The following is a 15963-nucleotide window of genomic DNA, read 5'->3' as shown; positions in this document are numbered from 1 at the left end:
ATAAATATAGATTTTAGACGAGAGACGAGAGACGAGAGAGTTTACGAAAACTGGTCTCTATAATGCAGTTCCGGCGTCGACCGAGACGAACTTTCGGTTATCGAGTTTCTGTTCGCCATCAAAACGGTAAGCAACAAGGCGCCCGTCACCACGGTAGCCAGCAACGCTGTAATCCAAGCAACAAACGTTATCACGAATAAGTTCAGGCAGCCCCGTCAACCAATAATGTCCAAAGAAAACAGGGCGTTCATTTTCGCCATAAAAATCACGAGTCTGGATTTCAAGCGGAACTTCGCGCGGCGGCAATTCCACACCCGGCTGGAAACTGAGTTCCTGCAAATTCTTGTTCTTCGGGCAAATCCACCAGCGAATGCGCGTGCGCTTGCGAAGCACACCTTCGGCATCGCGGAAAGTCAAGCCTTCAGGCAAGTCCAATTCCGGACCTTTTAAGAACAAACTTATCGGCCAGTACAGAGAATCATCATATTCGTCATTCTTGTCGTTCGCACGGGCAATCAGCTCATCGAAATCGCCATCCATGAAAGAGCGGATGTTTTCAGCCTTTAGCATTTCGGCGCATTTCAAGTCAAAGCAGGCATGCTGCGCACGGAACAAGTCCGTTTCCAAGTAAAGTGGGAGCGTCTTGAGGAAATCGAGCATTTCCAGGAATTCAGCCTTGCGCCCGCGATAGCTCTCGACGGTTTTCACGTGGATCGCTACTTTGTTAAAAGTATGCTCACGCAAATATCCGCCGTGAATCGCTTTTAAAGGCCGCCCGCCGGCTCCATTCTCATGCCAAAAGCTAAGCGCATTGAACTCGTGATTGCCCATCAGCGCCACCGCAGAACCCGCATCGCGCATGGCGCGTACAAGATTCACCGTCTCACGCACTTGACTTCCGCGGTCGATGTAATCGCCTAAAAATACAACGGTCCGAGCATCGCCCGGATAGCGGAACGCACCTCCGCGTTCTTCGTAGCCTAGCTTTTTAAGGAGCACCACGAGTTCATCGTAGTGCCCATGAATATCGCCAATGAAGTCGATCGAAGCGTTCATTAAACGGCAATCGGAGCCTTGATGGTCGGCCACGGGTCGTAATTTACAAGTTCAAAATCTTCGAACTTGAAATCGAACAAGTCCTTGACATCAGGATTCATCTTCATGGTCGGAAGCGCACGTGGCGTACGTGAAAGCTGTTCACGAGCCTGGTCAAAGTGATTGCTGTACAAATGCAGGTCGCCAAAAGTATGGACAAACTCGCCCGCTTCGTAACCGCAGACCTGGGCAAGCATCATCGTCAAGAGCGAATAAGACGCAATGTTGAACGGCACACCGAGGAACATGTCGGCACTGCGCTGGTAAAGCTGGCAACTGAGCTTGCGCTTGCCACTAGCGCCAACACCGCCCACGTAGAACTGGAACAGGCAATGGCACGGCGGCAAAGCCATCTTGTCCACTTCGGCAACGTTCCAGGCGCAAACCAAGTGACGGCGGGAATCCGGATTGTTCTTGAGGCTATTGATCAAGTTTGCAATCTGGTCGATGTGTCCGCCATCGGGTGTCGGCCAGGAGCGCCACTGGTGACCGTAAACCGGACCCAGGTCGCCATTTTCATCGGCCCATTCGTCCCAAATCGTAACCTTGTTGTCGTGCAAGTACTTGATGTTCGTATCGCCCTTCAAGAACCACAGCAGTTCGTGAATGATACTGCGCAAGTGGAGTTTCTTGGTCGTTAAGCACGGGAAGCCCTTGGAAAGGTCAAAGCGGGTCTGGCGACCAAACACAGAGCGAGTGCCGGTGCCAGTGCGATCGGAGCGATCCACACCGTTATCGATAATATCTTTAAGAAGATCTAAGTATTGCTGCATATTGTAATTATAAAATTTAGACGAGAGACGATAAATGCGTAAGGCGAATATCACGGCAAAAAACTTGTTTTTTGACATGATTGAGCCTAGCATTTAGCACTTGTGCAAAGACGAAAGACGAGAGATTTTTACGTTAAACCGCGCGTAGCGCCATTATTCCTCTGGGTGCTCTCGTCTGTAGCCGCCAAGCGGCGTTCTTTCGTCTAATTATTCCCCAAACACTTCCACACGCTTGTACTGCTTGGCGACTTTGCCATCTACTTCGGCGGCGGTCTGCAACAAGAGTTTGTTCAAAGCCTGCAAAATCAAGTCCTGTGTATGCTTGGGCACAGGCTTCTTGCCGAGGCGCGCCTTCTGCACCATCTTATGGTTCAAGTTCACAGGGAGCATTTCAACGAGATCGTGATTGCTAAAGTTATTTGCGGTCAGAATTTCATCAAGTTTTGTCATGTTGTAAATGTAGAAATCTAAAAAGGCGATCCCCGCTCAAGGCGGGGATGACATAATGGCAACGTAGTTGCGACTATAAGAAAAGCCCCGGGCTAATGCCCGGGGCTTTGGTTGAGACTCTAAAAGTTATTAGTCACCAACGTAGTTGCTTTCGCACTTCATACCGTCATTTTCCGGTGTGACGAAGTGCATTTCAATACGACGGTTCATTTCGCGACCTTCTGCCGTGGAGTTATCGTCAACCGGGCAGGTAGAGCCGAGACCGATGGACTTGATGCGATCCTTAGCAACGCCGAACTTCGTGAGCTGCTTCATAACTGCCTTAGCGCGGTTCTGAGAGAGCTTGAGGTTCTTCTTGGCCTTACCGCGGTTGTCGGTATGACCCTGGATCACAATCTTGAGGTCCTTGTATGCGTCGTCTTCCTTGAGCTTCTTGGCGACGTCCTTAAGGATTCTCTTAGCATTGGCGGAAATTGTAGCCTTACCGCTCTTGAAGGTAAGACCTTCGAGCTTTTCAGCCTTCTTCTTCGGGCATCCGAATCCGTCGTCGCCAGCTTCAGCCGGGCAACGGTCAAGACCAGCGCAGACACCTTCAAAGAGGTTGAACATATTTCTTTCGGTGACCCAAGCATCGCAGACGCCATCCTTGTCAAGGTCCGGATCCGGGAGCGGGCAGCCGTCATTGGCAGCAACACCGTGTTCGAGCGGGCACTTGTCAAGACCCTTGCAGGACTTGGAGATGAACCATTCCTTAGCGAGAGATTCGTCTTCGGCAGCCTTTTCGAAGTAGTAGCCGAGCTTCTTCTGTACAACCCATTCGTCGCAGATACCGTCGCCGTCGCTGTCCGGATCATCCCACGGGCAGCCCTTATTGCCGGCAGCACCAGCTTCACCCGGACACATGTCGTAGCCCTTGCAGACGCCGGCATACTGATCAAGCTTGTTCTTGTCGGTGACCCACGGAGAGCAGAGACCGTCGCCATCCGGATCCGGATTGTCTTCCGGGCAACCGTTGTTGACGAGCGTACCAGCTTCAGCCGGGCACTGGTCGATGCCTTCGCAAATTTCCTTGAACTGGTCAAGCTGACCCTTCTGGCTTACCCAAGAATCGCAGACGCCGTCCTTATCCGGGTCCGGATCATCCGTCGGGCAACCATTCGTACTATTACCCTTTTCGTTCGGGCACTGGTCGATACCTTCGCAAACATTGCGGAATTCGTCAAGCATACCCTTTTCAGAAACCCAAGCGTCGCAGACACCGTCTTCGTCGCTATCCGGGTTGCCCATCGGGCAGCCAGCGTTCAAACGATGACCATAGTCATCCGGGCAACGGTCATCAGCATCCGACACGCCATCGCCATCGCGGTCCTGCGGAAGCAGGAAGCCAGACCAGGTCAAACCACCGAACAAGGCGTACTGCGGATTCACGCGAATCTTGGTTGCAACAGTCTTAGCCTTGTCCTGGTTTTCGAGAACTTCCACGAAGTGGATGTAGTTGTCGTTACCCACGTACATAGAACCACCGAGCTGGATATCGAGGCCAACCGGCAAGTGGAATACGAGACCACCCGTGACCTGCTTCATATCAAGCTTTTCTTCAAGAGTCTGACCCGCCGGAGTCTTCATTTCGAAGTTCTTGTCCTGATAATCCATGTAGAATTCAGCAAACAAGGAGAGGAAGTCGAGCGGATAGATTTCGATAGCGGCACTACCGAACGGGAAGGACAGATAGTCCTTGTTCATCGACAAGCGGTAGCCACCGTTAATGTGGAGGAGGAGCGGCATGACATCAACCTTGGAAAGGTCCAATGTCAAAGCGGCACCGGCAGTAAAGTCGGACTTATTGGCACCGAACGGGTAAGCCTTACCAGCAACTTCACCCTTGTTACCAATGAATTCCGGTTCACGAATCCAGAGACCCTGTTCGGTCTTCTTGGAAGTAGCAAAAGAATATCTGAAGAATGCAGCGAAGTCCACCGGAATATCGGACGGAATCGGAGCACGCATCTTCAAGTTGGCCGTCAAGTTACCAACGTAACCCTTCTTGGTGCCGTAAAGATCTTCCGGGTTGCAGTTAGCTTCACTGCCACACATCGTCGGACCCTTGAACTGGTCATAGTAGACCGGCAACGTCACACCGAGGTCGAAATAGTCCAAAAGGCCAATAGCGAACCCAACATAAGCGCTAACACCGTTATAGTTACCAACATCTGCTCTCTGCTTCCATGCACCCGGAGTCTGAGTTTCATCAAATGTTCTTTCCAGAGTATAACCGTAATAAGCCTCCGGCTGGAACATCTTGTTACCAAATGCATAGTCTCCCAAAGCATTAAACACAAGCTTGGAATGACCGAGAGACTGAGCTGACTGTGTCTTATTGACACCGACGAAGCCCGTCTTATTGATCGTCTTGGCATGCTGGTCAGCGTAAGCGGATACCGCCAGCGCCAGAGCCAATCCCATTGCTACTCGTTTCATAGAGTCTCCTTGTTTTGACCAACCCTTGAATAGAGCGGTCCTTATAGTAATGTTTATGTGAAATATAACTCTTTAAAAAAAAGTCCGCACTTTTTGTATTATGAAAAAATTGACAAATCGTACATACTTTTTATATTTCGCCATTTTATTTCTTTTTTTTTACACAAATTCACTTAAAAAATGTGCTTTCAAAGATTTCTGGGAAACAGCGGCATAAACTTGTAAACCCACTTTTACCTATGATAATATGGTCCAAAACAGGTATTTGCAAAATTTTACCAGAAGCGCAGAGCAGCCGCGTAATCGACATATCCTCGGAACTCGGCTCCAGCGATCCGGAAGGATGATTGTGGGCAAAAATCACCGATACCGCGCGATCCTCAATGGCTAATGCAAAAGCCTCGCGCGGATGAACAGGAGTCTGATTCACAAGTCCCGTCGTAAGCTCATGGACGCGAATGATGTAATTAGCAGAATTTAGCGAAACAACCACCAGGTGTTCCTGCGATTCGTATTTCATGTACGACAAGCGTGAAAGCACATCTTCCGGAACCGAAACGGGAATCGCCTTGTCGCTTAAAATGAAGCGCCCCGAAAGTTCCAGACAGGCCAAAATCTGCGCCGCCTTGACTTTTCCAAGTCCACGAATTTTCTTAAGGCGGTCAAGCGTTGGAACGGACGTTTCCGTCGATAAAAAATTGGAAAGCCGCCTAGACAGCTCAAACACATTGCATTCGCGAGTTCCGCTCCCAAGAATAATGGACAACAGTTCTTCATTACTTAAGGCACTGACTCCGATATGTTCCATTTTTTCTCGTGGCATCAAGTTATATCCTGTTTTTGAAAAAAGCGCAACCTGATTGTGGTTCATGGATTTTCTCCTATAAAGGTTTCTATTATATAAACACGCTTTTTTCAGATTTTTTGAGCCACTTTTTTTCAAAAAAAAAGGAATCCACACTTTGCAGCATGGATTCCACTCTCCTTTCTTGAATTTATTAGTACAAGTAGTAGTTCAGCACGAACTGGATATTCCAAATCTTGGAATTATCTTCCATTCCGTAGTACTTATTGTCCTTCTGAATACCGCTAACATCAAGGTTCAAACGAAGGCCCAAATCCATTTCGTGGTTTTTAACCTTGATCGTACCGCCAAGACCTGCGACAACGGACGGAACAAAAGTCTTGACTTCCCAGGTATCCAAGTCTTCGCTATCAAAAGTCTGTCCAGTTGCCTGATCACTTGCATCCAAGCTATGGCCTGTAGCAAAGTTAAAGTTCATGCGAAGGCCCGCTTCAAGATAAGCATAAGGAACCGGAGTAAAGCGTGCGGTGACAGGGATGTTCAAATTGACGAGAAGGCGGGTTTCGTTAACATTGTAACCACCATACCAATAACCTTCAGCCACCTTTCTAGAAGAATGGATAAAGCCGATGTTCAATTCGGGCACGACGGCGAGCATGTTATTGACGCGATACTTGAGCACACCACCGAGATCAAAGGCCAGGCCAAACCACTCGTTACTGCCCAATTGCGCGGGATAATCCCAGTAAGTACCGAGGCCAAAGCCAAAGTGGCCACCAATGTTGAGCTGTCGAGACTGGCTGCTGCCATTAGACGACGAGCGGGCATCAGTGAAGCTCTTGAATTCGGATTCACCAGACGACGGAAGCTTGTTCCCATAGCCATCATCAACGGTACCTTATTCCCTTGCAGTCGGGATATCGTTACCATAGCCATCATCTTCAGCAAAAGCGTTTGCGCTAAAGCACATCAAGGCAATAGCGGATGCAATCATGAGTTTTTTCATATGGACTCCTTGAAACAACATGAAATGTTATTAAAATAATGTGTTTTTGTTAAAGATGGGGGAAAAATACAAAATTGTAGGAAAAAAATCCCACAATTTTTAACAAAAAAATTAAAAAAATTTACAACATCCCTAAATTTGCTCAAAATTGGCAAATTTGGATGTATTATGTTCTTGAAAATCTTTCCAGGAATGCACTCAAGCGCTTGTTCTGAGACTGGTTGAACACAAAATCAGGAGTTCCCTGTTCCACGACAACGCCCTGGTCCATGAACATGACCTTGTTCGCCACATCTCGTGCAAATGCCATTTCGTGCGTCACGATGACCATCGTCATGCGGTCTTCGGCTAGCTTCTTGATAATCTTGAGGACTTCGCCCGTGAGTTCCGGGTCAAGAGCGCTCGTCGGTTCATCAAAGAAGAGAATCTTTGGCTTTAAAGCAAGCGCACGGGCAATGGACACGCGCTGCTGCTGACCGCCCGAGAGTTCACACGGGTAAGACTTTTCCTTGCCTTCAAGCCCCATCTGTTTGAGCAAGACACGGGCAAGCGCACGGGCATCTTCACGATTTTCTCCAAGCACACGAATCGGCGCAAGCGTCAAGTTCTGGAGAACCGTCAAATGCGGGAACAAGTTGAAGTTCTGGAACACTAGGCCTGTCGAAAGGCGAATGTCGCGGAGCGTCTTTGCGGGAGCGTACTTGATTTTTCCGCCAATGCAAGAACCGGGAATGACCATATCCTTGCCATCGACACGCACCTCGCCCGCTTCAAACGTTTCAAGCTGCGTCAAGCAACGGAGGAGCGTACTCTTGCCGGAACCAGAAGGCCCGATAATCGAAAGCACCTCGCCTGCGTTGAGATCAAACGAAATATCCTTGAGCACATGCAAGTCGCCAAAGGACTTCTTTAAATGCTTGACTTCGAGAATCGGAGAAGAATCCTGGGACGCGTCATTGATGATAACAGACTGAACTTGAGAATCCATGACACGCCTCACTTGTAGTAATCCAACTTACGTTCAACGTAAGCAAAGACAACACTCAAAAGCAAATTTGCAATGTAGTAGAACACGCCCGCCACAAATAGCGGATAAATGCTCGCGTAGGCGGCCTGCTGCTTTTTCGCAAGCGCAAAAAGTTCAGTCACGGCGATTACCTGCGCCAAGGAAGTATCCTTCACAAGCGTAATGACTTCGTTTGCACTTGCAGGCACAACGCGCTTGACCACCTGCGGGAGAATGATGCGATAAAAAGTCTGACCGCGCGTAAGACCAAGCATTGCAGCGGCCTCGTACTGGCCCTTCGGAATCGACTGGATGCCACCGCGGAAAATTTCGGCAAAGTAAGCCGCGTAGTTTATCGAGAACGCGACAATCACCGCCGGGAAACGGTCGAACGATAACGCCACTCCCGTGTATTCGCTCAAGTAGTACGAGCCAAAGTAAATCGCCACAATCTGGAGGAGTAGCGGAGTCCCGCGCATAACCGAGATGTAGAACGAAACCGGATAACGCACAATGCGGTAGCGGCTCATCTTGAGGACCGCCACAAGCAAGCCGAGCGGAATCGAGAACAGGAGCGTGAGCGCGAAAATCGCAAGCGTCGTGCAGAAACCGCCCCAGAGAATCGGGAGTAAAGAGCTTAAGTCAGACATGGGAATGAGCGCCGAGCGTTATTTGCCGAACCACTTGGCAGAGATTTCAGCGAACTTGCCGTCAGCCTTCATCGCAGCGAGGACGTTGTTCACAGAATCGCGGAGAGCCTGATCCTTCTTGCGGAAGCCCACAGCGTAGACTTCGTCGGAGAGACCTTCTTCCAGAACGATGTACGGCTTAGCGTTCGTGACAATCCAGTACTTGGCAACGATTTCATCGAGGAACACGGCATCGACACCGCCCTTGTCCAAATCCATGAGAGCCGTCTGGTTGTCGTCAAACGGGACGATTTCCTTGGCAGCCTTGCCAGCTTCGGATGCGTCCAAGAGCTTCTGAGCTGTAGAGCCGTTCTGCACAGCAATCTTCTTGCCCGCAAGAGCAGCGAGGTTTGCGAGAGACTTGTCCTTTACCGTGAAAATCATGCGGTTCTTGAGGTAGGCATCGCTCAGGTTCATAGCCTTGGCACGTGCCGAGTCAACGCTCATGCCGTTCCAGATGCAGTCAATCTTGCCGGTGTTCAGTTCCTGTTCCTTCGCGTCCCAGGAAATCGGCTGCGTCTTGAGCTTGATGCCCAAGCGAGCGCAAACTTCGGTCGCAAGGTCAATGTCGAAACCCACGATGTTGTTGTCCTTGTCGCGGAAGCCCATCGGCGGGAAAGAATCGTCGAGGCCAAGCACAAACACGCCTGCCGCCTTGACCTTGTTGAAGGATTCGTCGGCAGCGGCCTTTGTTTCGGACTTCTGGTCGTTGCAGGCAGAAAGGAAAGCAGCGCAAGCTACCGTCGCAAGAATGGCAAAAATCTTTTTCATCGTAGATTCCTTGTTAATTTACAAAGCAAATATAGGAAAGAGACTCATTGCACAGCCTATCGAACACGACCAGGCTACTATTTCTTTTGGGAATTTCCCGAAAAATTGACCTTTTCCCGAGAATTTTGGACAATTGCTGTTTTTATACAAAAAAAAGGGCCGCATCGCTGCGGTCCCTTTTTAACGCTTTGGATCCTTCGACTTTGGCGCAATGCGCCTCCGCTCAGGATGACACATTCTATAATTATGAATTAAGAAGTTGGAATTAGTAATTCAATTCCTAATTCCGAACTCCGAATTCCTAATTACCTTAGTCCTTGCCGTAAACCTTTTCGGCGTAGGTGACTGTTGCGCCGAGGTATTCGCGGTTCATCTTGGCGATGTAATCGACGGTGATACCCTTCGGGCAGGCAGCCTGGCATTCGTAAAGGTTCGTGCAGTTGCCGAAGCCTTCCTTGTCCATCTGAGCGACCATGGCCAAAACGCGCTTCTTTGCTTCGACCTTGCCCTGCGGCAAGAAGCTGAGGTGAGAAACCTTAGCAGAGACGAAGAGCATAGCAGAAGCGTTCTTACATGCAGCGACGCAAGCACCGCAACCAATGCAAGCAGCAGCGTCGAATGCGCGGTCGGCATCAGCCTTCGGAACCGGGATCGTGGATGCTTCAGGAGCGGCACCGGTATTCACAGAAACGAAGCCACCGGCAGCGATAATGCGGTCGAATGCGGTACGGTCCACAGCGCAGTCACGGATAACCGGGAATGCGGCAGCGCGCCACGGTTCGATCACGATGGTATCGCCATCCTTGAACTTACGCATGTGAAGCTGGCAGGTAGTCGTTGCATGGTCAGGACCGTGCGGCATACCGTTGATGACGAGAGAGCACATACCACAAATACCTTCGCGGCAGTCGTGGTCGAAAGCGAAGCCTTCCTTGCCCTGCTTCATCTGTTCTTCGTTCACAATGTCGAGCATTTCCAAGAAGGACATGTCCGGAGAAACATCGTTGATCTTGACAGTTTCGAACTGTCCCTTGGTCTTGGCATCCTTCTGACGCCAAATCTTCAAAGTCAAATTCAGTCCGCTCATTATTTGTAGCTCCTAGTAGCAAGGTGGACGTTATCAAAGGTAAGAGGTTCCTTGGAGAGTTCCGGTGCGATACCGTCGCCCTTGTATTCCCAAGCACCGACGTAGCAGAAGTTTTCGTCATCGCGCTTTGCTTCGCCTTCCGGAGTCTGGCTTTCTTCACGGAAGTGGCCACCGCAAGATTCTTTACGATGGAGAGCGTCGAGAGTGAGGACTTCGGCGAATTCGAGGAAGTCAGCAACGCGGCCAGCACGTTCGAGGTTCTGGTTGAAGGAACCTTCGGAGCCGAGCACGTTGACGTTTTCCCAGAATTCCTGACGGAGTGCCGGAATCTTTTCGAGAGCCGTCTTGAGGCCGGCTTCGTTACGAGCCATGCCAACGTATTCCCACATGATGTTACCGAGTTCACGATGGATATCGTTAACAGTGCGGTGACCCTTGATGGAGAGGAGCTTGTGGATGCGTTCTTCGGTCTGCTTCTTGCAGTCTTCGAAGGCGGCATCGGATTCAGAGACCTTTTCGAGCTTGGTACCTGCGAAGTATCCACCGATGGTGAACGGAATCACGAAGTAACCGTCGGAGAGGCCCTGCATAAGAGCAGATGCACCGAGGCGGTTTGCACCGTGGTCGGAGAAGTTAGCTTCACCGAGAACGAAGCAGCCCGGGATGGTGGACATCAAATCATAGTCAACCCAGAGGCCACCCATGGTGTAGTGGATAGCCGGGAAGATGCGCATCGGGACCTTGTACGGGTCTTCGTCTGTGATCTTTTCGTACATCTGGAAGAGGTTGCCGTACTTGGCAGAGACGCCAGCAACGCCCATACGCTGGATAGCGTCGGCGAAGTCGAGGTACACAGCCTGCTTGGTGTTACCCACGCCGAGACCTGCGTCGCAGACCTGCTTGGCGTTACGGGAAGCCACGTCACGCGGGACGAGGTTACCGAAGCTCGGGTACTTTTCTTCGAGGTAGTAGTAACGATCTTCTTCCGGGATCTGGTCCGGAGAACGAGTGTCGCCAGCCTTGCGCGGAACCCAAATACGACCGTCGTTACGGAGGGATTCACTCATCAAGGTGAGCTTGGACTGAAGGTCGCCATGACGCGGAATGCAGGTCGGGTGGATCTGCGTGTAGCACGGGTTTGCAAAGAGAGCGCCGCGCTTGTATGCACGGAATGCAGCCGTGACGTTGGAACCCTGAGCGTTCGTGGAGAGGTAGTAGACGTTACCATAACCACCAGTGCAAAGGCAGACTGCGTCTGCAACGTGGCTTTCGAGTTCGCCAGTGATGAGGTTACGGACGATGATACCGCGAGCCTTGCCGTCAATCACGACGAGGTCCATCATTTCGCGACGCGGGAACATCTTGACCTTACCGGCGGCAACCTGACGCATGAGGGCCTGGTATGCACCGAGGAGGAGCTGCTGACCCGTCTGACCACGAGCGTAGAACGTACGGGAAACCTGCGTACCACCGAAAGAGCGGTTGTCCAAAAGGCCACCGTATTCACGACCGAACGGAACGCCCTGAGCGACGCACTGGTCGATGATCAAGTTGGAGTTTTCTGCCAAGCGGTGAACGTTGGCTTCGCGAGCGCGGAAGTCACCACCCTTAACAGTATCGTAGAACAAACGATAAACGGAGTCGCCATCGTTCTTGTAGTTCTTAGCAGCGTTGATACCGCCCTGTGCAGCAATGGAGTGGGCACGGCGCGGGCTATCCTGGATGCAGAAAGACTTGACATTGTAACCAAGTTCACCGAGGGATGCGGCAGCAGATGCACCTGCAAGGCCAGTACCCACGACGATCACTGTGAACTTACGCTTGTTAGCCGGGTTCACGAGCTTGAGTTCGAATTTGTGCTTGGTCCACTTTTCTTCGATGGAACCACCGGGGATTTTAGAATCAAGAATCATTAGTGGGCTCCTTACTTTTCAATATTGAAAGAAACTTGTACTTCGCCAACAGACGGAATGACGAAAGCAGCCTTGTCGGCCTTGGCCTTCTGCTGTTCGTACTGCTGCTGGAGGCTACGGGACTTTTCGATAAGAGCCTGGGTTTCAGGCTGGTTAGCGAGGTAGTAAGAGGCAACAGCGGTGATGCCGAAGCCAAGAGCTACGACGACGCTATAAACGATACCCGCGATATCGATAATCGGAGTCCACTTCTGGTGAGCGATACCCATCGTCTGGAATGCAGAGGAGATGGCGTGGAAGAGGTGGAGGCCGATGACGAACATGCTAACAACATAGAATGCAGCCCAGCCCGGGTTTGCAAACATCTGGATCGTGGTGAGCCACATGTCGCGGATGATTTCGCCCTTGTCGTTCACATAGAGGTAGTGTTCGCCAAACTTGAGCATCATGAGGTGCTGGATGAGGAAGCCGAGAATGAAGAGACCAGACCAGATCATGGTGAAGGTTGCGAAAGTCTTCTTGCCCTTGCGTGCATTGACTTCGTATTCAATTCCGCCACGAGCCTTCTTGTTTTCAATCTTCAGCTTGATAGCGAGGAAGATGTGAATGGCAAAGGCAGCCACGAGTACCAGTTCGACGAGGTAAATCATCTTCACCGGGAAGTGGAGCGGGTTGAATCCGGTCAGGAATTCGGTATAAGCGTTGTAGGACGCCTGTGCCGCAGCCTGGTCGAAGTTCAAGAGCTGGAAGTTGCCACACATGTGGCCAAAGATGAACAGAGCCAGGAAGGCGCCTGTGCATCCCATGATCTGCTTCTTACCAATGGACGAGGTAAGATACTTGATGATCCATTGCATTTGAGTCTACTCCTTAGAAGGATTGTTTTATTGTTAAAAATTAGAGGACGCAGCAGGCCTTGAGAGAAGGCATTTCGTAAGCGTAGCGTTCTTCCTTCTTGAACCAGAAGTCGAGTTCGCGTTCTGCAGATGCCGGGCTATCGGAGCTGTGAACGACGTTTTCGGTCATGGAAGGTGCAAAATCGTAGCGGAGGGTACCCGGTTCCGCCTTGGCCGGATTGGTAGCACCGTTAATGGCGCGGACCTTTGCAATTGCGTTTTCGCCACCGAGAGCAAGCATCACGGACGGACCCTTGGTCATGTAGGCTTCGAGTTCCGGGAAGAACGGCTTTTCGACGTGTTCAGCGTAGAAACCGCGAGCATCTTCGGAGGTCATCTGGTGCATCTTGACGGCGCAGACAGAGAGACCGGCACTGATGTAGCGATCAATAATACGACCAACCAAGCCAGACTTGACTGCGTTCGGCTTGATCATTGCAAATGTCATTTCCATAGTAGTACCTTTTAGTTAAAGATGTGAGAAATATAGATTTTAGACGAGAGACGAGAGAGGAGAGACGAGAGAAAAACTTGCTTTTAGACTAGAGCTTGAAAAAATCCCATAAATAATATCGCGAAGCGACATTTTATAATCTTTCGTCTCTAGTCTGTAGGCGAGATCCGCCGTTCTCTCGTCTAAACCGCTACTCTTCTGCTTCGATTTTTTTCATCAAATCATCGGCGAGTTTGCCGTTGCTCTTGATGTTCTGGACAAGCCAATCGACAGATTCATTGAGTTCGCTCTTCGGATAGAGCTTCTTGAATTCTTCAAAGACCTTGAGCGCTTCATCATCCTTGTGCAGGTTTTCGTTCAAGATGAATCCGCGGCTGAACATCGCCTTTTCGGCATCCGGAGAATCCGGCCAAGTCTTGTAGAAGGCCCTGTATTCGCGCTGGGCTTCGTTGAAATTTTCCCTGTCGCTAAAGATATGAGCAAGTTCAAAAGTCGCCCTGCGGGCGACAGAATCAATGTCCACATAGCGGTCGCGGATTCCAGACCAGGCGAGATAAGCCTTTTCAATACTTTTGGCCTGCGCATAGAGGGAATCCGCAGATCTCACAGCAAGATCAACGGACCATTCCTGCGGCAAAAGCGTTATGTTATCTGCAAAAAGATCCACCTTGGCCGTACCCCAGGACGTCACAACTTCCTTGTCCCAACGACCAGAACGGTATGTCAGATAAGCCGATTCGAACACCTGCTTCTTTGCCTCTTCGTAGGTTTTCGGCAAATAATCTTCTTCTGCATAGTAATAGGTTCTCTTCATGAGATTTTCAGGAATTACGAACCAGTCACTCAATTCCGCACGGGATTCTTCGTAGCCCATATTCGGGTGAGCCGGGTTCCCCATCCGAGAATACAAAGCCTTGAGGGAATCTTCGGGGACCGAGACTCGGGTAAGAACTTTATGTTTGTAAAGCTTAATAACGTAATCCACATCGCTCTGGCGTTTCATCGCACGGTATTCCCAAGAATGGTCAAGCCCCACTTCACGTGCTTCCGAAGCAAAAGCAAGCTGAAGCGCAAGAGCATTCACAATCTGGTCATGAGATCTACGGGAACGGAGCATCGCCGAATTGTCATCATATACAGCAATAACATCCTTTTCACGAATGGCGGGTTCACCGTTTTTCGTTACAAGCACATAGTTCGAGTCGAGTTCGTAATTTGCAGTCGTAGCAAGTTCTCGTTCAATAACCTTGCGAACGCGATCGAACGGTTTACGAACTGGCGGAACAAAAGATTCGCGATAAAAGACATGGTAACGCCCCGTCGATTCAGAACGAATGATCGGAGAAATGGAACCGTCTTCCATAGAACTAAATTCCATAAACATTCTCGAAACAAAGCCAATCTCATACGGGAGCGAATGGCCGAGCAAGACCTTGCCGACATAGCCTTTCGCCTTCTTAGTTTCTTTGTTTTCGCTATACTTGGATGCGATTTTCTTGAACATGTTGAGATCGATTTTCTTGCCTTTGAAACGCTTTGCAAGAGATGCGGAATCCGCCGATTCAACGTGATAGACGACATAGCCCATCGGGGTATTGTAAAGTTCAGGATGACGGTTATAGTACTCTTCCGCCGATGGCATCTCAATCTTTGTTTCCTGAATATTGAACTTTTTCAAAAGAGCTGGACCGGTTTCGCGAACAATCCTTTGGCGATGGTCCGAGACAAAACTTTCCTTAATATCATCCGTAATTTCAACTTCAGCTGTAGAATCAGCCAGATTCCTGTGCAACATCGCAAAGGATTTCAGGGAATCCTTATGAGACTCGATATACATTGCATCGGCGATCTTATCACGAAGATTCATGTAAGCAAGGGAATCCGGGAACTGGTCACGATGCTTATCGTAATAGAAAGCCAGTTCATTATCGCTGTACATCAAGCGGTCCATCGAGAACAGGCGCTGATAAACAAACGTCAAAAGGTAGTTTTCCAGAGCCACATTGTGGCTAGCAAGCTTCTCCTTGAGTTCAGGACTCTTCTGAAGGGCGACCGTATAAAGAGCTTTGCGGCTAAAGAGAGAACCCGAAGCCTTTCTCATCTGTTCTGTATTCGGGACTATATTGCCCACACGCATCATGAAGGCATAGTCTTCCTTGTAGATGGGTTCTCCGTTCACCCTGGCCACAAGGGTATCCTTCTCACCAATGGAATTACATCCTGTAAATACAAGGGTACAGAAAGAGAAAATCGCAAGCAAAGCTTTTTTCATAAAGTCCTCATAAATGTGTGTGCTTGAATATAACAATTTTTTAGTTAGTAGTTACTAGTTATTAGTCAATAGTCATTAGTTACTAGTCAATAGTTTTTATGGCAAGAAATCCTAACTCAGGATTTAGAAATTCATGAACCAACGGCTAATGACCAATGACTAACGACCAATCGCAAAATACTTTATTCTAAACAAACCGTAATTTGCAAATTTGGCGTACTTTCAAGCGTAAGTTCCACATCTGCAACCATTTACAGATATGAACATT

General features: G+C 49.7%; 14 protein-coding genes. All 14 read right to left on the bottom strand.

Features of this window, described 5'->3' with window-relative positions; translation table 11 throughout:
* Positions 1–57 precede the first annotated feature (57 nt).
* The 14 genes from ACJMM9_RS13180 to ACJMM9_RS13115 all read right to left on the bottom strand — a co-directional run bounded on the left by ACJMM9_RS13180 (position 58) and on the right by ACJMM9_RS13115 (position 15695).
* Positions 58–1056: a metallophosphoesterase gene (locus tag ACJMM9_RS13180; protein WP_405327808.1), complete on the bottom strand. Its 999-nt coding sequence runs from the start codon at positions 1054–1056 to the stop codon at positions 58–60.
* The gene (locus tag ACJMM9_RS13175) at positions 1056–1868 is read right to left on the bottom strand and encodes a thymidylate synthase (RefSeq protein WP_072827012.1); all 813 of its coding nucleotides are present in this window, start codon (positions 1866–1868) and stop codon (positions 1056–1058) included. Before ACJMM9_RS13175 ends, ACJMM9_RS13180 begins: the two co-directional genes overlap by 1 nt.
* Positions 1869–2075: 207 nt before the next feature.
* Complete coding sequence (locus ACJMM9_RS13170; RefSeq protein ID WP_405327805.1) at positions 2076–2318, bottom strand: hypothetical protein; 243 nt, start codon at positions 2316–2318, stop codon at positions 2076–2078.
* A gap of 129 nt (positions 2319–2447) precedes the next feature.
* Positions 2448–4796 carry an OmpA family protein gene (locus ACJMM9_RS13165; RefSeq protein ID WP_405327802.1) on the bottom strand — a complete coding sequence of 783 codons (2349 nt, stop codon included), beginning with the start codon at positions 4794–4796 and terminating at the stop codon, positions 2448–2450.
* A gap of 169 nt (positions 4797–4965) precedes the next feature.
* Complete coding sequence (gene radC, locus ACJMM9_RS13160) at positions 4966–5739, bottom strand: DNA repair protein RadC (RefSeq protein WP_405327799.1); 774 nt, start codon at positions 5737–5739, stop codon at positions 4966–4968.
* A gap of 55 nt (positions 5740–5794) precedes the next feature.
* Entirely contained in the window at positions 5795–6328 is a 534-nt protein-coding gene (locus ACJMM9_RS13155; RefSeq protein ID WP_405327796.1) for a hypothetical protein, read from the bottom strand.
* A gap of 445 nt (positions 6329–6773) precedes the next feature.
* A complete protein-coding gene (locus tag ACJMM9_RS13150) occupies positions 6774–7595 on the bottom strand; it encodes an amino acid ABC transporter ATP-binding protein (RefSeq protein WP_405327794.1) in 822 nt (273 codons plus the stop codon).
* A gap of 8 nt (positions 7596–7603) precedes the next feature.
* Positions 7604–8263 (bottom strand): amino acid ABC transporter permease, encoded by a 660-nt coding sequence (locus ACJMM9_RS13145; protein WP_405327791.1) that lies wholly within the window; start codon positions 8261–8263, stop codon positions 7604–7606.
* Positions 8264–8281: 18 nt separating this feature from the next.
* A complete protein-coding gene (locus ACJMM9_RS13140; RefSeq protein ID WP_405327789.1) occupies positions 8282–9073 on the bottom strand; it encodes an amino acid ABC transporter substrate-binding protein in 792 nt (263 codons plus the stop codon).
* 310 nt (positions 9074–9383) lie between these two features.
* The gene (locus ACJMM9_RS13135; protein ID WP_072811006.1) at positions 9384–10160 is read right to left on the bottom strand and encodes a succinate dehydrogenase/fumarate reductase iron-sulfur subunit; all 777 of its coding nucleotides are present in this window, start codon (positions 10158–10160) and stop codon (positions 9384–9386) included.
* The gene (locus tag ACJMM9_RS13130; protein ID WP_088640072.1) at positions 10160–12073 is read right to left on the bottom strand and encodes a fumarate reductase/succinate dehydrogenase flavoprotein subunit; all 1914 of its coding nucleotides are present in this window, start codon (positions 12071–12073) and stop codon (positions 10160–10162) included. Before ACJMM9_RS13130 ends, ACJMM9_RS13135 begins: the two co-directional genes overlap by 1 nt.
* Before the next feature lie 11 nt (positions 12074–12084).
* A complete protein-coding gene (locus ACJMM9_RS13125) occupies positions 12085–12930 on the bottom strand; it encodes a succinate dehydrogenase cytochrome b subunit (protein WP_109572250.1) in 846 nt (281 codons plus the stop codon).
* 40 nt (positions 12931–12970) lie between these two features.
* A complete protein-coding gene (gene ndk / locus ACJMM9_RS13120; protein ID WP_014547101.1) occupies positions 12971–13423 on the bottom strand; it encodes a nucleoside-diphosphate kinase in 453 nt (150 codons plus the stop codon).
* Between the two features lie 190 nt (positions 13424–13613).
* Positions 13614–15695 (bottom strand): peptidyl-prolyl cis-trans isomerase, encoded by a 2082-nt coding sequence (locus ACJMM9_RS13115; RefSeq protein WP_405327785.1) that lies wholly within the window; start codon positions 15693–15695, stop codon positions 13614–13616.
* Positions 15696–15963: the final 268 nt, after the last annotated feature.

The sequence above is a fragment of the Fibrobacter sp. genome (assembly GCF_045112255.1).
Lineage (GTDB): Bacteria > Fibrobacterota > Fibrobacteria > Fibrobacterales > Fibrobacteraceae > Fibrobacter.
The sequence above is the reverse complement of the archived record's forward strand: the minus strand, read 5'-3'. Positions and strand labels throughout refer to the sequence as shown.